The 21,585-nt window shown below is 67.1% G+C and carries 11 protein-coding genes and 1 tRNA gene; 7 read left to right on the forward strand and 5 right to left on the reverse strand.

The genetic code is table 11. The features are described 5' to 3' along the window. Nucleotides 1-356: 356 nt before the first annotated feature. From G6N09_RS14610 to G6N09_RS14625, 4 genes are read left to right on the forward strand one after another with little or no spacing between them, the layout of a single operon-like run. Nucleotides 357-9,593, forward strand: a complete 9,237-nt coding sequence (locus G6N09_RS14610) for a type I polyketide synthase (protein ID WP_083027598.1) — start codon at nucleotides 357-359, stop codon at nucleotides 9,591-9,593. Between the two features lie 10 nt (nucleotides 9,594-9,603). After that, the gene (acpS, locus tag G6N09_RS14615; protein ID WP_083027597.1) at nucleotides 9,604-9,993 is read left to right on the forward strand and encodes a holo-ACP synthase AcpS; all 390 of its coding nucleotides are present in this window, start codon (nucleotides 9,604-9,606) and stop codon (nucleotides 9,991-9,993) included. Between the two features lie 21 nt (nucleotides 9,994-10,014). After that, nucleotides 10,015-11,370 carry a dipeptidase gene (locus G6N09_RS14620; RefSeq protein ID WP_083027596.1) on the forward strand — a complete coding sequence of 452 codons (1,356 nt, stop codon included), beginning with the start codon at nucleotides 10,015-10,017 and terminating at the stop codon, nucleotides 11,368-11,370. 19 nt (nucleotides 11,371-11,389) lie between these two features. After that, on the forward strand, nucleotides 11,390-12,334 hold the full coding sequence (locus G6N09_RS14625) for a LysR family transcriptional regulator (RefSeq protein ID WP_083027595.1): 945 nt from the start codon (nucleotides 11,390-11,392) through the stop codon (nucleotides 12,332-12,334). 24 nt (nucleotides 12,335-12,358) lie between these two features. Here G6N09_RS14625 and G6N09_RS14630 read toward each other — a convergent pair whose 3' ends face one another. Further along, the gene (locus G6N09_RS14630; protein ID WP_179959842.1) at nucleotides 12,359-13,396 is read right to left on the reverse strand and encodes an FAD-dependent oxidoreductase; all 1,038 of its coding nucleotides are present in this window, start codon (nucleotides 13,394-13,396) and stop codon (nucleotides 12,359-12,361) included. Between the two features lie 167 nt (nucleotides 13,397-13,563). Beyond that, nucleotides 13,564-14,037, reverse strand: coding sequence for a thioredoxin-dependent thiol peroxidase (gene bcp, locus G6N09_RS14635; RefSeq protein WP_083027594.1), 474 nt, complete (start codon nucleotides 14,035-14,037; stop codon nucleotides 13,564-13,566). A 93-nt stretch (nucleotides 14,038-14,130) separates the two neighbouring features. On the opposite strand from bcp, the gene G6N09_RS14640 reads away from it, so the two are divergent. Beyond that, entirely contained in the window at nucleotides 14,131-14,358 is a 228-nt protein-coding gene (locus G6N09_RS14640; protein ID WP_083027593.1) for a DUF3618 domain-containing protein, read from the forward strand. 65 nt (nucleotides 14,359-14,423) lie between these two features. Beyond that, nucleotides 14,424-16,760, forward strand: a complete 2,337-nt coding sequence (locus G6N09_RS14645; RefSeq protein ID WP_083027592.1) for an APC family permease — start codon at nucleotides 14,424-14,426, stop codon at nucleotides 16,758-16,760. Between the two features lie 130 nt (nucleotides 16,761-16,890). Here the strand turns inward: G6N09_RS14645 and G6N09_RS14650 are convergent, their stop codons facing one another. Next, nucleotides 16,891-17,940, reverse strand: coding sequence for a hypothetical protein (locus tag G6N09_RS14650; protein WP_083027591.1), 1,050 nt, complete (start codon nucleotides 17,938-17,940; stop codon nucleotides 16,891-16,893). Between the two features lie 382 nt (nucleotides 17,941-18,322). Between G6N09_RS14650 and G6N09_RS14655 the strand changes: the two genes are divergently transcribed. After that, nucleotides 18,323-19,885, forward strand: coding sequence for a PGRS repeat-containing protein (locus G6N09_RS14655; protein ID WP_163752815.1), 1,563 nt, complete (start codon nucleotides 18,323-18,325; stop codon nucleotides 19,883-19,885). Between the two features lie 344 nt (nucleotides 19,886-20,229). On the opposite strand, the gene G6N09_RS19540 is transcribed toward G6N09_RS14655, so the two are convergent. Next, nucleotides 20,230-21,243: a GmrSD restriction endonuclease domain-containing protein gene (locus G6N09_RS19540; RefSeq protein ID WP_133053104.1), complete on the reverse strand. Its 1,014-nt coding sequence runs from the start codon at nucleotides 21,241-21,243 to the stop codon at nucleotides 20,230-20,232. 259 nt (nucleotides 21,244-21,502) lie between these two features. Continuing rightward, nucleotides 21,503-21,575: transfer RNA gene (locus tag G6N09_RS14665), tRNA-Lys, on the reverse strand. Between the last annotated feature and the right edge of the window lie 10 nt (nucleotides 21,576-21,585).

Raw genomic sequence — 21,585 nt, forward strand, 5'->3', positions numbered from 1 at the left:
GGGTTCGATGCCTCAGGGGCCGCCGACGCCGGTTGGCCGGGCCGATAGAAACATAACGATTAGATAACAAAAGAGCCTTGATCTGCGCCGTTGTGGCTACTCGACCGTAACCCCGCGCACGCAGGCCGTTTGTTCTGGATCTTTGTGACGCTCGTAGAGCCCCGAGATATCCGGGGCTGGGTTACCCGAGCGTAGAACTCATCAGTAACCAATTTGCTGCGGAAACAGCACAGGTTCTTATGACACTCTTACTGCTGTAGCGCGGCCGCGGAAACGCGAGAGCCCGCAATAGGCCGGTGATTCCGGCGGGCGTCGAAGAGGACGCGACATTAACCAGTGCAGGGGAGAAACAAAACGTGACGATCCACGAACACGACCGGGTTTCCGCTGAGGGCGCTGGCTCGGGGCCGTTCGCCAGCGCCGCGTCCGCTCTGGTGGATCGCTTGACAGACGGCGAGCCCTACGCGGTCGCCTTCGGCGGGCAGGGCGCGGCGTGGTTGGAGTCGCTGGAGGACTTGGTCTCCTCGGCGGGGATCGAGACCGAACTGGCCACCCTGGCCGGTGAGGCGGACCTGCTGCTCGAGCCGATCGCCCAGGAACTTGTCGTGGTCCGGCCCATCGGTTTCGAGCCGCTGCACTGGGTGCGGGCACTGGCGGCCGAAGACCCCATCCCCTCCGCCAAGGAGCTGACCTCGGCCGCCGTGTCGGTGCCGGGCGTGCTGCTCACGCAGATCGCCGCCATGCGCGCGCTGCAGCGTCAGGGACTGGACCTGTCGGCCAACCCGCCCGTCGCCGCGGCCGGTCACTCGCAGGGCATCCTGGCCGTCGAGGCACTCGCGGCCGGCGGCGCCAAAGACGTGCAGCTGCTCGCGATCGCTCAGCTGGTGGGCGCTGCCGGAACTCTGGTCGCGCGTCGTCGCGGCATCTCGATCCTGGGTGATCGCTCGCCGATGGTGGCCATCTCCAACGTGGACCCGGAACGGATTCGGGACCTGTTGGACGAGTTCGCCCAGGATGTGCGCACGGTGCTGCCGCCGGTGCTGTCGATCCGCAACGGGCGCCGCGCGGTGGTCATCACCGGAACTCCCGAGCAGCTGTCGCGCTTCGAGCTGTACTGCGAGCAGATCGCCGAGAAGGAGGCCGCCGAACGCAAGAACAAGTTGCGTGGTGGCGCGGTCTTCGCTCCGGTCTTCGAGCCGGTCCAGGTCGAGGTCGGTTTCCACTCGCCGCGGCTGGCCGACGGTATCGAGATCGTGGCGCAGTGGGCCGCCAAGGTGGGTCTAGATGTGGAGCTGACCCGCCGGCTCGCCGACTCCATCCTGGTAGGGCAGGTCGACTGGGTTGATGAGGTCACGACGCTGCACGAGGCGGGCGCCCGCTGGATCCTGGACTTGGGGCCCGGCGACATCCTGACCCGGCTGACCGCACCGGTGATCCGCGGCCTGGGCATCGGGATCGTGCCGGTGGCGACTCGCGGCGGCCAGCGCAATCTGTTCACCATCGGCGCCGTCCCGGAGGTCGCTCGGCCCTGGACAAGCTATGCCCCGTCGGTGGTCGCACTGCCCGACGGCCGAGTCAAGCTCGACACCAAATTCACCCGGCTGACCGGCCGGTCGCCGATCCTGCTGGCGGGTATGACGCCCACCACCGTGGACGCCAAGATCGTGGCCGCCGCCGCCAACGCGGGGCACTGGTCCGAGCTGGCCGGCGGCGGGCAGGTCACCGAGGAGATCTTCGACGACCGGGTCGCGGAACTGACCGCGCTGCTGGAGCCCGGCCGCACGGTCCAGTTCAACTCCCTGTTCTTGGATCCCTACCTGTGGAAGCTGCAGGTAGGTGGAAAGCGGTTGGTGCAGAAGGCCCGTCAGTCCGGTGCCCCCTTCGACGGGCTGGTAGTCAGCGCCGGCATACCGGAGCTGGAAGAGGCCGTCGAGCTGATCGCTGAGCTCAACGACGCAGGTATCAGCCACGTGGTGTTCAAGCCCGGCACCGTCGAGCAGATCCGATCGGTGATCCGCATCGCCGCCGAAGTGCCGACCGCCCCGGTGATCGTGCACGTCGAAGGCGGACGCGCCGGCGGTCACCACTCCTGGGAAGACCTCGACGACCTGCTGCTGGCGACGTACTCCGAGCTGCGCTCGCGGTCCAACATCACCTTGTGCGTCGGCGGGGGAATCGGCACGCCCGAGCAGGCCGCCGAATACCTTTCCGGCCGGTGGTCACAGCAGCACGGCTTCCCCTCGATGCCCGTGGACGGCATCCTGGTCGGTACCGCGGCGATGGCGACCAAGGAGGCCACCACCTCGCCGGCGGTCAAGCAGATGCTGGTCGACACCGTGGGCACCGACCAGTGGATCGGTGCAGGAAAAGCCCAGGGCGGCATGGCTTCCTCGCGCAGCCAGCTCGGTGCCGACATCCACGAGATCGACAACGTCGCCTCTCGTTGTGGCCGCCTGCTTGACGAGGTGGCCGGTGACGGCGAGGCCGTGGCCGAGCGCCGAGACGAGATCATCGCCGCGCTGGCCGACACCGCCAAGCCTTACTTCGGTGATGCCACCGAGATGACCTACGCGCAGTGGCTGCGCCGTTACATCGACCTGGCCATTGGCGCGGGCGACTCGACCGCCGATACCGCCTCTCCGGACAGCCCGTGGCTGGCCGACACCTGGCGGGAGCGCTTCGGTTCGATGCTGCAGCGCGCCGAGGCGCGCCTGCACGAGGTCGAGTCTGGACCGATCGAGACGCTGTTCGCCGATTCCGAAGAGGGACAGGCGATCCTGGAACGTCCCGCCGACGCGATCGCAGCGCTGGTGGCCCGCTACCCGGAGGCCGAGACGGTGCGCCTGCACCCCGCCGATGCGCCGTTCTTCACCCAGCTGTGCAAGACCCCGGGCAAGCCGGTCAACTTTGTGCCGGTGATCGACAAGGATGTGCGGCGCTGGTGGCGCAGCGACTCGCTGTGGCAGGCGCATGACGCCCGTTACACCGCCGAGCAGGTCTGCATCATCCCGGGCACCGCCGCGGTCGCCGGCATCACCCGGGTCGACGAGCCGGTCGGTGAGCTGCTGGACCGCTTTGAGCAGACCGCAGTCGAGCAGGTGCTTGCCACCGGTGCCCAGCCCGTGCCGGTCGCTGCCCGTCGCCTGGGACGCGTCGACGTCGCCGGTCCGCTGGCCGTGGTGCTCGACGCCCCTGACGTGCTGTGGGCCGGTCGCACCGCCACCAACCCGGTGCACCGGATCGCCGCTCCCGATGAGTGGCAGGTGCACGAGAACCGCACCGCCACCCACCCGTCGACCGGGGCACGCCTGGAGGTGGCCTCGCAGTCCCACGTGGTGCTCAGCGTGCCGCTGTCCGGCGTCTGGATCAGCATCCGCTTCACGCTGCCGGCCGCCGTCGTCGACGGAGCCGCCCCGCTGGTGTCCACCGAGGACGCCGCTGCCGCAATGCGTTCGGTGCTGGCCATCGCCGCCGGAGTCGACGGCCCGGAGGCCCTGCCGCCGGTGCGCGACGGCGCAGCGACCGTCACCGTGGCGTGGAAGCCCGAAGAGGTCGCCGACCACACCGGGGTGACCGCGACGTTCGGCGCTCCGCTGGCGCCGGGACAGTCGATCGTCCCCGACGTGCTGGTCGGCCGATGCTGGCCGGCGGTGTTCGCTGCCATCGGTTCGGCCACCACTGATGTCGGGTTCCCGGTTGTCGAGGGCTTGTTGTCCCTGGTGCACCTGGACCACGCTGCGCAGCTGCTCGCCGCACTGCCTGCCGAACCGGCTGAATTGACCGTGACCGCAACGGCTTCGGCGGCCACCGACACCGAGGTCGGGCGCGTCGTTCCGGTGTCGGTCGCAGTCCGCGGGGCCGACGGAACACTGCTGGCCACGCTCGAGGAGCGCTTCGCGATCCGCGGGCGCACTGGTGCTGCAGAACTGACTGACCCGGTTCGGGCCGGGGGCGCCGTCTCCGACAATGCCACCGACACTCCGCGACGGCGTCGGCGCGATGTCACCGTCACCGCGCCGGTGGACATGCGGCCGTTCGCAGCGGTCTCTGGGGACCACAACCCGATTCACACCGACCGGGCGGCGGCGCTGCTGGCCGGCCTGGATTCGCCGATCGTGCATGGCATGTGGCTGTCGGCCGCGGCCCAGCATGTGGTGACCGCCACCGATGGGCAGGCTCGCCCGCCGGCGCGGTTGGTCGGCTGGACCGCGCGTTTCCTGGGCATGGTCAAGCCCGGCGACGCCGTGGACTTCCGGGTGGACCGGGTCGGCATCGACCTGGGTGCCGAGGTTCTGGAGATCAGCGCGCGGATCGGTTCGGATCTGGTGATGTCGGCGACCGCGCGGCTGACCGCCCCCAAGACGGTCTACGCGTTTCCGGGGCAGGGCATTCAGCACAAGGGCATGGGCATGGAGGTGCGTGCCCGCTCCAAGGCCGCCCGCAAGGTGTGGGACTCCGCGGACAGGTTCACCCGCGACGTCCTGGGCTTCTCGGTGCTGCATGTGGTGCGCGACAACCCGACCAGCCTGATCGCCTCCGGCGTGCACTACCAGCACCCCGAAGGCGTGCTCAATCTGACGCAGTTCACCCAGGTCGCGATGGCGACCGTGGCCGCGGCGCAGGTCGCGGAGATGCGTGAGCAGGGCGCGTTCGTCGAAGGTGCGATCGCCTGCGGGCACTCCGTCGGTGAGTACACCGCGCTGGCCTGTGTCAGCGACGTCTACGAGCTCGAAGCGCTGCTGGAGGTGGTGTTCCACCGCGGCTCCAAGATGCACGACATCGTGCCGCGTGACGCCATGGGACGATCGAATTACCGGCTGGCTGCCATCCGGCCGTCGCAGATCGATCTCGATGATGCCGACGTCACCGCCTTCGTGGCCGAGATCGCCGAGCGCACCGGGGAATTCCTGCAGATCGTCAACTTCAACCTCCGTGGCTCGCAGTATGCGATCGCCGGCACGGTGGCCGGACTGGAAGCGCTCGAAGCCGAGGTCGAGCGGCGTCGCGAGATCTCCGGCGGCAAACGGTCGTTCATCCTGGTGCCGGGCATCGACGTGCCGTTCCATTCGGAGGTGCTGCGCATCGGTGTCGACGACTTCCGACGCTCGCTGGAGCGGGTGATGCCGCGAGACACCGACCCCGAGCTGATCGTCGGTCGCTACATCCCCAACCTGGTGCCCAAGCCCTTCACCCTGGATCGTGAGTTCATCCAGGAGATCCGCGACCTGGTGCCGGCTGAACCACTCGACGAGGTGCTGGCCGACTACGACACCTGGCGCAACGAAAAGCCGAATGAACTGTGCCGCAAGGTCGTGATCGAGTTGCTGGCCTGGCAGTTCGCCAGCCCGGTGCGCTGGATCGAGACCCAGGATCTGCTGTTCATCGAGCAGGCTGCCGGCGGTCTGGGGGTGGAGCGTTTCGTCGAGATCGGGGTGAAGACCGCTCCGACCGTGGCCGGGCTGGCCACCAACACCCTCAAACTGCCCGAGTACGCCCACAGCACCGTGGAGATCCTCAACGCCGAGCGGGACGCCGCCGTGTTGTTCGCCACCGACACCGACCCCGAGCCGGAACCCGAAGAGGAATCGGCACCGGCTGAGGCGTCGGCGGAGGCCGCCCCGGCGGAGGCCGCCGCACCGGCACCTGCCGCCCCGGTCGCACCGTCGGGGGCTCCGCGCCCCGACGACATCGCGTTTGACGCCGCCGATGCCACGCTGGCGCTGATCGCGCTGAGTGCCAAGATGCGGATCGACCAGATCGAGGCGCTGGACTCCATCGAGTCGATCACCGACGGTGCGTCGTCGCGGCGCAACCAGCTGCTGGTGGACCTGGGCTCCGAGCTGAACCTCGGCGCCATCGACGGAGCGGCAGAGGCCGACCTGTCCGGGCTGAAGTCTCAGGTGACCAAGCTGGCGCGCACCTACAAGCCCTACGGCCCGGTGTTGACCGATGCGATCAACGACCAGCTGCGCACCATCCTCGGCCCGTCGGGCAAGCGGCCCGGCGCCATCGCTGAGCGGGTCAAGAAGACTTGGGAACTCGGTGAAGGCTGGGCCAAACACGTCACCGTCGAGGTGGCGTTGGGCACCCGCGAGGGCACCAGTGTCCGGGGCGGTGCTCTGGGCGGGTTGCACGAAGGTGCGCTGGTCGACGGCGCGGCCGTGGACAAGGTGATCGATGGGGCCATCCAGGCCGTTGCTGCGCGGCGTGGTGTTGCGGTGAGCCTGCCGTCGGCAGGCGGTGGTGGCGGTGGTGCCACCGTGGACGCCGCTGCACTCGGCGAGTTCACTGCGCAGATCACCGGTCGCGACGGGGTTCTCGCCTCGGCCGCCCGCCTGGTGCTCGGTCAACTCGGGTTCGACGACGCGGTGAGCGCTCCGACGGGAACCACCGACAGCGAGCTGATCGACTTGGTGACCGCCGAGTTGGGTTCGGACTGGCCGCGCCTGGTGGCGCCCGCATTCGACGGCCGCAAGGCCGTGCTGTTCGACGACCGCTGGGCCAGCGCCCGCGAGGACCTGGTCAGGTTGTGGCTGGTCGACGAAGGCGAGATCGACGCTGACTGGCCGCGTCTCGCCGAACGGTTTGAGGGTGCCGGCCACGTGGTCGCCACTCAGGCATCGTGGTGGCAGGCCCGCGCGCTGGCAGCCGGACGCCAGATCCATGCCTCGCTGTACGCCCGGATCGCTGCCGGTGCGGAGAACCCCGGCCGCGGCCGCTACAGCGACGAAGTCGCGGTGGTCACCGGTGCCTCCAAGGGCTCGATCGCCGCGTCGGTGGTCGGACAGCTGCTCGACGGTGGCGCGACCGTCGTCGCCACCACGTCGCGCCTCGACGATGAGCGGCTGAGCTTCTACCGCAACCTCTACCGCGACCACGCTCGGTTCGGTGCGGCGCTGTGGGTGGTGCCCGCCAACATGGCCTCTTACGCCGATATCGACGCACTGGTCGATTGGGTCGGTACCGAGCAAACCGAAAACCTTGGGCCGCAGGCGATTCACCTCAAGGATGCCCAGACCCCGACGCTGCTGTTCCCGTTTGCGGCACCGCGGGTGGCCGGCGACCTTTCCGAAGCCGGTGCGCGTGCCGAGATGGAGATGAAGGTCCTGCTGTGGGCGGTGCAACGCCTCATCGGCGGCCTGTCGAAGATCGGCGCAGAACGCGACATCGCCTCCCGGCTGCACGTGGTACTGCCGGGCTCGCCCAACCGCGGCATGTTCGGCGGTGACGGCGCCTACGGCGAGGCTAAGGCGTCGCTGGACGCGGTGGTATCACGCTGGAAAGCGGAGTCCTCGTGGGCATCTCGGGTCAGTCTGGCGCACGCCTTGATCGGCTGGACTCGCGGAACCGGGCTGATGGGCCACAACGACGTCATTGTCGACGCAGTCGAAGAAGCCGGCGTCACCACCTACTCGAGTGAGCAGATGGCGGCCATGCTGCTGGACCTGTGCAGCGTCGAGTCGAAGGTGGCGGCGGCCAACGCGCCGATCGAGGCTGACCTCACCGGCGGCCTTGCCGAGGCGAACCTGGACATGGCCGAGCTGGCAGCCAAGGCTCGCGAGGAGATGACAGGCGAAGCGCCAGCCGACGAAGACGCCGAAGAGGACTCCAACACCATTGCGGCACTGCCGAGCCCGCCACGCGGGTACAACCCGGCGCCGCCGCCGGCCTGGGACGACCTCGACGTCGACCCGGCCGATCTGGTGGTCATCGTGGGCGGCGCCGAACTGGGTCCGCTGGGATCGTCGCGCACCCGCTTCGAGATGGAGGTCTCCGGCGAGCTGTCGGCCGCTGGGGTGCTGGAACTGGCCTGGACGACCGGACTGGTCACGTGGGAGGACGACCCGACTCCGGGTTGGTATGACACCTCCACCGGCGAGTTGGTGGACGAGGCCGACCTGGTGGAGCGCTACCACGACGCCGTGGTGGAACGCGTCGGCGTCCGTGAGTTCGTCGATGACGGCGCGATCGGTGCCGACCACGCCTCGCCGCTTTTGGTCAGTGTGTTCCTGGACAAGGACTTCTCGTTCGTCGTCTCCAGTGAGGCCGACGCGCGCGCGTTCGTCGAGTTCGACCCCGAGCACACCGTGGTGCGCCCGGTGCCCGACTCGTCGGATTGGCAGGTGATCCGCAAGGCGGGCACCGAGATCCGGGTGCCCCGCAAGAGCAAGTTGTCGAGAACGGTCGGTGCCCAAATTCCGACCGGGTTCGACCCGACGGTGTGGGGGATCGGCCAGGACATGGCCAACTCCATCGACCGGGTGGCGTTGTGGAACATCATCGCGACCGTTGATGCGTTCCTGTCGGCGGGCTTCACCCCGACCGAACTGCTGCGCTGGGTGCACCCGTCGCTGGTGGCCAGCACCCAGGGCACCGGTATGGGCGGCATGACTTCGATGCAGACCATGTATCACGGCAATCTCATGGGACGGGCAAAACCGAACGACATCTTGCAAGAGGTGCTGCCCAACGTCGTTGCCGCGCATGTGGTCCAGAGCTACGTCGGGTCTTATGGCGCGATGATCCACCCAGTGGCGGCCTGCGCCACCGCGGCGGTCTCGGTCGAGGAGGGCGTCGACAAGATCCGACTGGGCAAGGCCGAACTGGTGGTCACCGGTGGCTACGACGACCTCACTCTGGAGGCCATCATCGGCTTCGGCGATATGGCGGCCACCGCCGACACCGAGATGATGCGCGCGAAGGGCATCAGTGACTCGAAGTTCTCTCGGGCCAACGACCGGCGCCGGCTGGGCTTCGTCGAGGCTCAAGGCGGTGGCACCATCCTGCTGGCCCGCGGCGACCTGGCCGCGAAGATGGGTCTGCCGGTCTTGGCAGTGGTGGCCTACGCGCAGAGCTTCGCCGACGGCGTGCACACCTCGATCCCGGCCCCTGGGCTGGGCGCCCTGGGCGCGGGCCGGGGTGGCAAGGACTCGATGCTGGCCCGTTCGCTGGCCAAGCTGGGTGTGGGGCCCGATGACATCGCGGTGGTCTCCAAGCACGACACCTCGACGTTGGCGAACGACCCCAACGAGACCGAGCTGCACGAGCGGCTGGCGGACTCGCTGGGCCGCGCGCCCGGTGCTCCGCTGTTCGTGATCAGCCAGAAGAGCCTGACCGGGCACGCCAAGGGCGGCGCGGCGGTGTTCCAGATGATGGGCTTGTGCCAGGTCCTTTCGCACGGGGTCATCCCGCCCAACCGCAGCCTGGACTGCGTCGATGACGAGCTGGCGACCGCCGGACACCTGGTCTGGGTGCGCGAGACCCTCGAGTTGGGGGAGAAGTTCCCGCTCAAGGCAGGGTTGGTCACCAGCCTCGGATTCGGTCACGTATCGGGACTGGTGGCGCTGGTGCATCCGGCCGCGTTCCTGGCGACGCTGGACCCGAGCCAGCGTGCGGCCTACCAGGAGCAGGCAGGCGCCCGGGTGCTGGCTGGTCAGCGCCGGCTCGCATCCGCGATCGCCGGTGGCACACCGATGTATGAGCGGCCCGCCGACCGGCGGTTCGACCACGACACACCGGAGAAGCGCCAGGAGTCGGCCATGCTGCTCAACCCGGCGGCACGGCTGGGCGACGGCGACGTCTACATCGGATAGCGTCGCCGCTATGGGGATCGTGGGTGTCGGGATCGACCTGGTGTCGATCTCCGACTTCGCCGAGCAGGTCGACCAACCGGGGACGGTGTTCGCAGCGACGTTCACCCCCGGGGAGCGCCGCGACGCCTCGGACAAGAGTTCTTCGGCGGCGCGGCATCTCGCGGCCCGCTGGGCGGCCAAGGAAGCGGTGATCAAGGCGTGGTCGGGATCGCGGTTTGCGCAGAAGCCGGTGCTGCCGGAGGCGATCCACCGTGACATCGAGGTGGTCACCGACATGTGGGGCCGCCCCAAGGTGCGCCTTTCCGGTGAGATAGCGCAACATCTGGCCGACGTAACGATCCACGTGTCGCTGACGCACGAGGCCGACACCGCGGCCGCTGTCGCCATCCTTGAGGTGTGATCAGCGGCTAATCTCGACGCCATGAGCGATCTGGTGCAGCTGGTCCGCGACGTCCTGCCGTCGGTGCGCGCCGACCTCGAGGACTTGGTGCGTATCGAGTCGGTGTGGGCCGACCCGGCCCGCCGCCCCGAGGTGCACCGCAGCGCCCAGCGGGTGGCAGATCTGCTGAGCCAGGCGGGTTTTCCCCAGGTAACGATCGTCGCCGAGGGTGGTGCGCCGGCGGTCATCGCCCACTACCCGCCGCCCCCCGGCGCCCCCACGGTGCTGCTCTACGCCCATCACGATGTGCAGCCTGAGGGGGACCCCGCCCAGTGGGATTCGCCGCCGTTCGAGCCCACCGAACGCGACGGGCGCCTCTACGGTCGCGGCACCGCTGACGACAAGGCGGGCATTGCAACGCATCTGGCGGCGTTCCGGGCGCACGGGGGACGTCCGCCGGTGGGTGTGACGGTCTTTGTCGAGGGGGAGGAGGAGTCGGGATCGCCCTCGCTGGGGGCATTGCTCGCCGCGCACCGGGATGCGCTGCGCGCCGACGTGATCATCATCGCCGACTCCGACAACTGGAGCGCCGAGGTGCCCTCGCTGACGGTGTCGCTGCGCGGTCTGGCCGACTGTGTGGTGGAGGTCGCGACGCTCGACCACGGCCTGCACTCCGGACTGTGGGGTGGTGTGGTGCCCGACGCGCTGACCGTCCTGGTCCGGCTGCTGGCAAGCCTGCACGACGACGAGGGAAATGTCGCGGTCGCCGGACTCCACGAAAGCACCGCTGCGCCCGTCGATTACCCCCCGAATCGGGTACGCGCCGACACCGGCCTGCTCGATGGGGTGACCGAGATCGGTACCGGATCTGTGCCGCAGCGGATGTGGGCAAAGCCTGCGATCACCGTGATCGGCATCGACACCACGAGCATCGCCGCTTCGTCGAACACCTTGATCCCGCGGGCCCGCGCCAAGATCAGCATGCGGGTGGCCCCCGGCGGTGATGCTGCTGCACACCTGGACGCCCTGACCGACCATCTGAAGCGCCATACCCCCTGGGGGGCGCAGGTGACGGTCACCCCGGGCGACGTCGGTGCGCCCTATGCCATCGATGCCACCGGACCGGTCTATGACGCGGCCCGGGCTGCGTTCGCCCAGGCGTGGGGGAACGAACCCATCGACATGGGCATGGGCGGTTCGATCCCGTTCATCGCGGAGTTCGCCGCCGCCTATCCGCAGGCCACCATCCTGGTCACCGGTGTCGAGGATCCCGGCACGCAGGCGCACAGCATCAATGAAAGCCTGCATCTGGGCGTGCTCGAACGCGCCGCTACCGCTGAGGCGCTGCTCCTGGCGAAGCTGGGAGCCGTTGCTCGCTTCGCCGGCCCACAACCGTGACTTGTGGTTGCATGAGGCAATGGCGCTGAGCTCCCGCATGCCCGACCTGTCGGCATTCGAGGTGCTGCTGGCCATCGCCAGAACGGGCAGCCTCGGGGCTGCGGGCAGGCAATTGGGGATGACACAGCAGGCGGTTTCAGCCCGCCTGTCAGCCATGGAGGCCCAGACCGGTGTGCGGTTGGCGCTGCGCAGTGCCCGTGGTTCGCAGCTGACGTCCGCGGGTGCCGTGGTCACGGAGTGGGCGGACCAGCTGCTGGAAATGGCCGGCCAAGTAGATGCCGGACTGGCCTCGCTGCGGGCGGAGAGTCGCCAAAAGATGAAAGTGGCCGCCAGCCTGACGGTCGCCGAACAGCTGATACCCCGATGGCTCGTGTCGTTGCAGACCTTCGCCACCCGCGCGGGCCGCGAGATCCCCGAAGTCATTCTGACGGCCACCAACAGTGAGCAGGTGATCGCGAGCATCCGAGCGGGATCGGCGGACCTGGGTTTCATCGAGAGCCCGGGCGCGCTGAGCGGAGTCCGCAGCCGGGTCGTCGCACAGGACAGTCTCGTGGTGATCGTGCCGCCTGACCACAAGTGGGTTCGGCGGGCGAAAGGCGTTACCGCAGAAGAACTCAGCCAGACGCCGTTGGTCGTCCGGGAACAGGGATCCGGCACCCGGGACTGGCTGACAGCGGCGCTGCGCGCAGCCCTGGGCGACGGTGTCGAACAGGCCCGCCCGGTATTGGAGCTGTCCTCCTCAGTGGCTGTTCGCGGCGCCGTCCTGCACGGAGCCGGGCCAGCGGTGATGAGCAGACTCGCTGTCGCCGAAGACCTCTCAATCGGCCGGCTACGTCACGTGGAGGTACCGGAATTGGACCTGCGCCGTGACCTGCGGGCGATCTGGACCGGTGGGCGGACCCCGCCGGCCGGAGCGGTCCGAGATCTGCTGAATCACGTCGGCGGCGCCGGCACACCACGCTGATGGGTGCCGGCGCCCAGGTGGACGCTAGGTGCCGTAGTTCAACCACAGCGGCAGAGCAGTATTGACGCGTTGCATGAACTTGATCAGGCCGATTCGGTACTGGCCAGACCCGAAGGAATCGATGCCGTACTCCGGGAAGGCGATGCCGACGCCGAACAGTCCCGGCGCGAGGATCCCATTGACCGGGTCGTATTCCAGCTCGCCCCACTGTGGGGTCGCCGGGAGCTGACGTCGACTGAAGCCGACGGTGTAGATGGCGTGAGTGCAGCTCTGCAGCTGCTCGGCGAACTCCGGGCTGTTCACCCAATACCGTTGCAGGCGCTCTGGATAGGTTCCATCGATGTTCTCCCGGGACCATACGGCCGCGTTGCCCTTGAGGCCGGTGTCGTCGAAGAGGATCTCCTCACCGAAGTACACCGCGTATTTGGTGGGGCTGCGGTAGAAGTTGACCACCTTGTTCACCTGCGTCGTCAGCAGATTGGGCAGGGCCACCATGGTGGAGTGTGACGATCCGAAGACGGCCACCGTGGCGTCGGTGAGATCTAATTGTCCGAGCTTGTAGGGATCCAACGCCACCTCTACCGGAATCTCTTCCAAGTGAGGGTGATCGAGCTTCTTGGGAATCGAGCCGACGGCAAGAATGACGTTCTTGGCCTCGATCTCGGCATCCGCGGTGCGCACCACCCACCGCCGGTCGTGCAGTGTGAGCTCTGTCGCCGTTCCCCGGAAGGCGTGGACCCGCTCGCGTAGATGTTGCGTGATCCACACCAGTGGTTCGGCAACCAGGCCCAGTAGGCAGGTCTGGCCGGGGTCGATGGTGGTCAGCTCGAACGGGGGTGCCTCGGCGAAGCGAAAAGACGGCGAGGTGTTCAAGTAGTCGAGGAACAGTGAGACGTGCGTGTTGCCGGGAACGGCACGCCATTTGGTACCGACGTCGCCGGCGGCGAAGTCCGGGTCGACCCAAGCGATCTGGTCTCCGCGGATGCCGTGGTCGAGCAACCTGCCCACCGCGGCTATCCCCGCCGGCCCTGCCCCGATCACAGCCCAGCTGTGCACAGTCATATTCCTCACCTTCCAACGGATTGGGAGTGGTGCGCCGTCGTGGCCGCTCGATCGGACGCGCTACCCGACCGTTGGTACCCATGGTTCGCCAGACACTAGCCCGTGGCTAGGGGGTTTGTCCTTGTTAGGCCACAAGTTCGTGTTGTGAGTTGGCCTGTTTGCGGCAGTCAGACGGACAGGTCTCGCCGGAGTTTCGCCACGTGCCCGGTGGCCCGGACGTTGTATTGAGCCTCGGCGATCTTGCCCTGCTCGTCGACCACGAAAGTCGAGCGAATCACGCCCTGCACGGTCTTGCCATACATCTTCTTCTCGCCGTAGGCGCCCCACGCCGTCAACACCGCCCGATCGGGGTCCGAGAGCAGCGGAAAAGTCAGCCCCTCGGCATCGCGGAACTTGGCCAGTTTGGCGGGCTTGTCGGGGGAGATGCCGACGACGTCTAGGCCGGCGTCGTTGAAGTCGCGCAGGTTGTCCCGGAAATCGCAGGCCTGCTTGGTGCAGCCGGGGGTCGAGGCCGCCGGGTAGAAATAGACCACGACGCGGCGTCCTCGGTAGTCCGCCAGTGACACGGTGTTGCCGTCGGCGTCGGGAAGACTGAACGCGGGCGCTTCGTCGCCGGGCGCCAGGCGTGCGGTGTCGGTCACTGAAAAGCCCCTTTCTGCTCGCCGGAGCGGGAGGCTGGCCCCGGCTGCTCTAGGGTAGTTCGACAGGGGCAGCATCGGACAGGGAGGACGACAGTGGCGGAGCGCGATCCCGACACGATCAAAAAGGACATCGATCAGGCCCGCGATCAGCTGGCATCGACGGTCGACATTCTCGCGGACCGGGCCAACCCCCGTCGTCTGGCCGACCGCGCCAAGGCCAGGGCGGTGGAGATCGTCACGCAGCCCGCGGTGCTGGCTTCGCTGGTCGGTGTCGGCGGGCTGGTCCTCGTTCTGGCGATTCGCCGAGTCCGCAACCGCTGAGATCCTCGCGCCCGGCGCGAAAATTGGGTCTGGCGGCGTGACGCTGCCGGGGTGAAGATATTGCGGTGCGCCCCCAACAGCCTCCGGCGCCGCGGCCCGACCCGATCGGCTATTCGCTCAAGCGGCTGCTGCTGGGACGGCCGCTGGTCACTGGTGCCCTGCGCTCCGAGCACTTGTCGAATCCGGTTGCGCTAGGGGTCCTTTCACCCGATGCGATTTCCTCGAACGCCTATGGCGTCGAAGAGATCCTGATCGAGCTGCTGCCGTTCGCCGGCTTAGCCGCATTCGCGCTGCTGTTGCCCATCACCGGGGTGGTGTTGGTGATCCTGGTGCTGGTCACGGCGTCGTATCGCCAGGTGGTGATGGCCTACACCCGGGCCGGTGGCTCCTACATCGTGTCGCGGGAGAACTTCGGGCCCCGGGTGGCCCAGGTCGCCGCCGCCGCCCTGCTCATCGATTACGTGGTGACCGTGGCGGTGCAAGCGGCGGCGGGAACGGTCGCTGTCGTGTCCGCGATCCGACCGCTGGGGCCCTACAGCCTGGAAATCACCGTCGTCGTGGTGATCGTGATGTGTTACGCGAACCTGCGGGGTCTGCGCGAAGCGGGCCGCCTCTTCGCGATACCGACCTACTTTTTCGCGGGCATGCTCGGGCTGATGATCGTCACCGGAGTGGTGCGCGAGATCTTCTGGGGTCTACCGGTTTACGACGCGGAGCATCTCCCCGGAGCGGTGCCGGTCCATCAGGGCAACGGGCTGATCATGGGGGCGACCATCCTGGTGGTGCTGCGAGCGTTCGCCAACGGCGGGTCATCGCTGACCGGTGTAGAGGCGATCTCCAACACCGTCAGCGTCTTTCACAAGCCACAGGGCGCGAATGCCCGGCGGGTGCTCACCACGATGGCGTGCATTCTGGGGTTTCTGCTGGCCGGCGTCACCTATTTGGCCTACCGCACCCACACCCCGCCATATGTGGCCGGATACCCCTCGGTGCTGTCCGAGGTGGCCCGCGCGGTGTTCGGTGGCGGCTGGCTGGGGCAGATCTGCTATGTCCTGGTTCAGACGGCGACGGCACTGATCCTGTTCACCGGCGCCAACACCAGTTTCAACGGGTTTCCTATGCTGGCCAGCTTCGTCGCCGAAGACCGCTTCCTGCCTCGCCAACTGACCAAACGGGGGCACCGGCTGGTGTTCTCCAACGGAATCATGGTTCTGACCGTCTTGGCGGTGGCCCTGCTGATAGTCACCGGTGGTTCGGTCAACGCGTTAGTGCCGTTCTATGCGATCGGCGTCTTCACCGGCTTCGCGATGGCCGGCTACGGCATGTCCAAACATCATGTGAAGTATCGGGAATCGGGATGGCGGTACAAGCTCGCCATCAACTTCTCAGCCGGGCTGCTGTCCACCGTCGTGGTGGGGATCTTCGCGGTGGCGAAGTTCACCGAGGGGGCGTGGTTGGTGGTGGTCGTCTTCCCGGTGCTAGTGCTGGTCCTGATCCGGCTCAACCGCGAATACCGAGCCGAGGCCGCCATCTTGGAGCGATTCCGCACCGACCGGCCGGACGTCGTCAAGTACGCCCGGCACAGTGTGATGGTCTTCGTCCAATCCCTGGACCTCGCGGTTATCGAGGCGCTGCGCTACGGCAAAGGCCTCTACGCCGACGATCTGACGGCGGTGCACCTGGTGGTCGATGCCGCCCATGCCGCAGTGTTGCGTCAGCGCTGGGAGTACTACGGTCTGGACACCCCGCTGCGGGTGGTCGACTGCCCCGACCGCCGGCTGACCCGCACCGCCCAGCAACTGGTCGACGCCGCGCGTGGCCGTTACCCCGATTCGCACGTAACGGTGCTGCTGCCGCGGCGGACCTACGCGCCGCTGCTGGGCCGGCTGCTGCATGACCGCACCGCCGACAAGATCGCCAAGGCCGTGAGCCAGGTTCCCGACGCAGCGGCGACCATCGTGCCCTACGACGTGGAGTCACGTGTACGGCAGGCGTTCCCGGACATGTTTGAACAGCGCCTCGCCCGAGAAGTGGGGAAGGTCCAACAGTGGGTGACGCGCCACGACCAGCGCGAGGTGGACCGCTACCAGCATCCGGCTCCGCCACCGGACGCCATCGCGGTGGACGCGCTGATCGTCGGTCACCTGGCCACGGTGGAGGGCCGCGTCAATGAGGTCGACGACTCTGGCAGTCGCGGCAAGCTGGCCAGGACTGTGGTGATAGGGGACGGTTCCGGAGAACTGCGTGTGACATTTCGTGCGGCGCGCGGCACCGAGATCAGTCCCGGCGACTTGGTGGCCGTTACGGGCAAGGCCCGCCAGAGCGGCAACGGGCCGGTCTACATGTCCGATCCGAGCTACCGGATCGTCCGCGCGGCAGATGAACCGGGACTGTCGCGCTGACCGGCCACGCCGGTGCCAGAAAGTACAGCGGCTGGGAGGGAACCCTAGGGGTTCCGTCCCAGCCGCTGACTGCGTTCTACAACTCTACGAAGCGATAGACCTCCTCAGGTCGACTTCTCCGTTTACCGACTTAGAGGCCGAAGACGTCCAGCAGGCCACCGCTCAGCAGCCCGCCGTCCAGCGCTCCGCTGTCCAGTGCAGCACCGTCCAGCAGGTCAGGACCGGCTTCCGCGCCCGACAGCAGTTCCACGGCGTTGACCGGCAGATCCGCGGTGCCGACCTCGAGAGCCTCGGCCGCGCGTGCCGGCCACTGGTTCAGCAGCAGATCGAAGAGGCCGTTCTCGGTGAGCAGGCCCCGGAAGACGCTCTCGGTCTCAGGCACGATGTAGCCGTTGAGCACGGTGTTCAGCACATCGGCGGGCATGTTGAAAAGTGCACCGATGTCACCGCTGAAGAATTCACTGGTGTTCTGGAGCGTCTGGTAGATGGCGCCGATCGCCGGAGACATCAGCACGTCGGCGACCTGCTTGATCATGGCCCAACCCACAAGCGGCCCGGTGAATTCGTTGAACAGGCTCGAGATGTTCTCCATCTCGCGGGCGGGGATGGACAGCACCGGCCCCAGGGCCTTGCCGGCCTCTTCGATGCCGTACAGCAGCCAGATGTTCACGTAGTTGAAGGCCCCGTAGATGTCGCCATCCTTGAGTGATCCGGAAATCTGCTCGAACAGGCCTTCCAGCCCCGGGTACTTTTCGTGGCCCTGTGCCATGCCAGGGGCGCCGAAGATCATCTTGTCGAGCGCCTCACCGATGCCGGCAAAGCCAGAGGTGATGGTCCGCGGCTCGGGGTCTTGCGGACGGTCGTCCAGGGGGGCGTTCTCCATGCCGATGATCAGGTGGCCGTAGTCGAACCAGTTGCTGCCGACCTGGCCGATCACGTCGAAGACGTTGGCGTTGTTGATCAGATCGGTGACGTTGTCTGCGGTCCGTTCGAACAGCGACGACAAACCGAGGAAGTCTGCGGTGAGCTGCACGGCATGGTGCTGGGTGCTCGGCAGTACCGGTGCGACCGGGGTCGCGGCGATCAGGCTGGCCCCCATCAGGGCAACTCCGGCGGCCGCGAAGCGGGATGTACGTCCGGTATGTGTACTACTGGTATCGGGATGCATAACGCTCTCCATGTCTGTGTCTCCTCATGCTCTGCTGTGCGATGGCTCATGGTTATGGCACAGTTTCCTGCGAACCAGATAATAGCGGTTAGTCTTAGGTCTGCCTAACTTGCAAGGTGAACGCTAGGTAAACTTTCACGGTTGCGCAAATGAGCAACCGACGACGCGGTGTGGCCGCACACGGGACCCCGGGCGGCGCCGAGCCGCCGAGTGGTACGAGTCGAGTTATCTACGGCGACGGCCTACGAGGCTTGGGGGGCCGGTCGCGTTCGTCGGTCGCGTCGGGGCCTGCCGCTGACGCCAATGCTTGCCTAATCAGGCAAACACGCCCTCTGAGCTGGGACTATTTGCATTTGGATTGGCGGTTCACTAATTGTCGTGGTAGTTATATAGCATGAAAATCTTAGGTTCGCTTAAGGAAAACGGGTCTGCGTCGGCACGGCGATTGGCCGCCGCGGGGGCATCTGTTGGGGCATTGGCGGCGTTCGGGTTGGCGCCTACGGCGCAGGCCGACTTTGACGATTTTCTTGCGGACCTGTTGGCTCCCACCGCCTGGGGGACACTGTTTGATCCTGGCTACTGGGATGGTTCAGGCTCAGCCTCAACGTTCGACCTCGCATCGTTGTTTAACGGTGACGACGTAGCTGGGGTGGCTTTGGGCACGGCACTCGACACGTCGTTCGCGGATCTGTACCAGAACCTGATTTACCTGCCGCTGCACGCGGCGATGCAGGATTGGATTGACAGTCCGTTGGGTTCACAGATCAACGATCTGATCAACCCGTTGTTTGCTTTCGGCGGTGCCTGCGGCTTGATCTGCAACGGTATCGACGGCACCGAGACCATTGTCGACGGCGGAAATGGTGGCTGGATCTTCGGCGACGGTGGCGACGGCTGGAGCAGTGCCGAAGACGGCGTGGCTGGTGGCGCAGGTGGCTATGGTGGCTGGCTCGGCAACGGAGGCGACGGCGGTGATGGTGGTGCCGGTGCTGACGGTGGTGCGGGCGGCGCGGGCGGCTGGATCGGCAACGGCGGCATCGGGGGCGACGGCGGCGCAGGCCTTGATGGCCTCATCGCCGGCGACGGTGGCAATGGCGGGGCAGGTGGTCAGGCTGGCTTCTTCTTCAGCACCCACGGTGATGGTGGCAACGGCGGCGACGGCGGCAGTTCGGTCGGTGACGGAGGCACTGGTGGCGTCGGCGGCAAGGGCGGTGACAGCGGAGGCATCTCCAGCCTGTATCTCATCGGTGGTAGCGGCGGTAACGGAGGCAACGGCGGGAACGGTGGCTCGGCCAGCGGGGTCGGCAGTCTTGCCGGTGCCGGTGGTAACGGCGGCGACGGTGGCGTGAGCACAGCGCTTAGCGGCCACGATGGTGGTGCCGGCGGTGACGGTGGAGATGGTGGTAACGGTACCGACGGCGCTGCTGCCAGCCACGGTGGTGCCGGCGGCACGGGCGGCGGCACCGGCGTTGGCGCTAGGGGCAGTGGTGGTCAGGGCGGTGCGGGCGGCGCCGGCGGCGCGAGCGACGGCGGAGTCGGCGGAGCGGGCGGCACCGGCGGCGCCGGAAACAGCGACAACTGGCTCATGCGCGCCGGCGGCGGCGGCGGAGGCGGCGGCGGCGCTGGCACCGGAGGTCAAGGGGGCAGCGGCGGCAACGGCGGTGATGGCGGCAGCGGCCGCGGGTCGGTATTCGGCACCGGTGGCACCGGTGGCACCGGCGGCGGAGCCGACGGCGGAATCGGTGGTGCCGGCGGCAACGGCGGTCACGGCGACGTCGGCTACGGGGGCAACGGTGGCGACGGTGGACGCGTTGGCCCCAACGGCGACGGCTCCGGCGGAAACGGCGGAAACGGCGGCGGCACCAGAGGGGCAAACGGGGCCGACGGCGGCAACGGCGGCGCCGAAGGTGGCCCCGGCGGAAACGGCGGCAACGGCGGAAGCGGTGGTCCCAGCTGAGCTCCCGGGTCGCCAAGCTCCAATCTGACCCACTGAAATAACTCTCGGCTCTAATGCTGACGGCGCCAGGTAGGCGGCGAGCTGTTAGCTATCGGCTAATCGGCGCTCGCGCGCCGGCGGCCGCGTTCAAGTCGAATCCGCCGTGGTGCCTGCACGCTGGATGGTTTTCGTTGTGCGTTGTCGCGCCGTCAGGCATCTCGCCGATTGTGGAGACTTGCACTCCAACGGACTCCACGACCGCCGCTTCGCCGTGGTCCGGTGTCAGGGTTTCGAATCCCGGAACCACTGATTAAGAGACAGGTGGTATCGCAGTGTCGCTGGCGATAGTTGGAAAGTCGGCCCGGTTAGTCGAGCCACGCGTGGACGCCGCCGTGGCGGGCGCACGAACCCCGACGGTGATCAGAAAACGAGTAGGAGCCATCGGTGCAGAGTGCGTTAGCGCCCCTCGGAGGGTAGGGGGCATCGCTGGGAAGCGGGACGCAGACACCCTTGACGTTGCGATAGCACCGAGGGTGCGTTGTCGTCGGCGGGGCGGGCGCCCGATAGGTCACCGTGGGCCTGCTCGTTGTCGTACCCACAGATGACGGAGCAATCGGCTTTCCGCACTGACGCAGAATGCCCTCCAGTGCCTCACGCTCGTCCTCGGTGACCCACAACCGGTATCGGGCTTTCACCTCGACGATGCGTGTCGCATAGGTGCAGCGGTAGGCATCGTTTGCTGGTAGCCAGGTGGCGGCGTCACTGGACCCCTTTTGCTGGTTTGCGGCCGCGGTGGTGGTTTGCAGGTTGATCGGGTCGTTGGCGAAGTTTCGGCGGGTCAAGTCGTCCCAGACCTGGGCGCCCTTCTGCCAGGCATCCAACAACGGCACGACGTGATCGATCTGGATAGGACTGAACTCTTCGGGAACCTGGTGGTAGATAACCGTCTTTCCGGTGTAGGGGTCCTTGAGGACACCGGAGGCGACGGCGCAACCGGAATCAGGCATGACTGCGCCGAGGTCGCGGCGCAGGATGTCGGTTCGGGTATCGCAGTAGTTGTGTCCACCCTCCACGGTGACGTCGTCGGACCAGGGGATCCCGAACAGTGCGCGGTCGTAGCCCGTCTTGGGTGCACGGCCTTTGACGGGGAGCGCATCGAGCCTCTCGAGTGGGGGCAGGGAACTTTTGGGGTAACTCGACGTCAGTGGTGGCTGCGGTGAAGTCGCTCCGGGACGGACGACCAAGGCCACGAGCAGGGCGATGACCGCGCAGACTGCTACGACGGTCAAGATGATGAGTGCGAGCTGGCGGCGGGTCACGGTAGTAACGCCTGACTCGTCTGCCGGTGGGCGCTCGACGTCGACATCGTGGATATCCACCGGGTGGACAGTAATCCACCTATTGGTAGCTCCAAGTTGGATCTACGGAAATCTGCAGGCCCACGGCCTATGCACTGAGATGCCCTGGTCGATGTCAGTCTTTTGCGTCCAGGTGCTTGTAGGCCTGTGTGGGACCGCGCCTAATGACCGCGCCCGCCGCTGCTCGATGTCCGATGGGTTGGACCGGCGGAGTTCCTGATAACGAACAAATATCCGATGGATCGGGCTGTTCTGGTGATGCCCAAAAACGCAAAGAAAGTGCGCCGTCAGGGTTTCGAACCCCGGACCCGCTGATTAAGAGTCAGCTGCTCTACCAACTGAGCTAACGGCGCTTTGCGGTCG

Origin of the sequence: Mycolicibacter minnesotensis (assembly GCF_010731755.1) — a bacterium.
GTDB classification, from domain to species: domain Bacteria; phylum Actinomycetota; class Actinomycetes; order Mycobacteriales; family Mycobacteriaceae; genus Mycobacterium; species Mycobacterium minnesotense.

Coding starts and splice junctions, on each gene's coding strand:
- acpS (WP_083027597.1), top strand. CDS start 9,604: ATGGGGATCGTGGGTGTCGGGATCGACCTGGTGTCGATCTCCGACTTC.
- G6N09_RS14620 (WP_083027596.1), top strand. CDS start 10,015: ATGAGCGATCTGGTGCAGCTGGTCCGCGACGTCCTGCCGTCGGTGCGC.
- G6N09_RS14625 (WP_083027595.1), top strand. CDS start 11,390: ATGGCGCTGAGCTCCCGCATGCCCGACCTGTCGGCATTCGAGGTGCTG.
- G6N09_RS14630 (WP_179959842.1), bottom strand. CDS start 13,396: ATGACTGTGCACAGCTGGGCTGTGATCGGGGCAGGGCCGGCGGGGATA.
- G6N09_RS14650 (WP_083027591.1), bottom strand. CDS start 17,940: ATGGAGAGCGTTATGCATCCCGATACCAGTAGTACACATACCGGACGT.
- G6N09_RS14655 (WP_163752815.1), top strand. CDS start 18,323: ATGAAAATCTTAGGTTCGCTTAAGGAAAACGGGTCTGCGTCGGCACGG.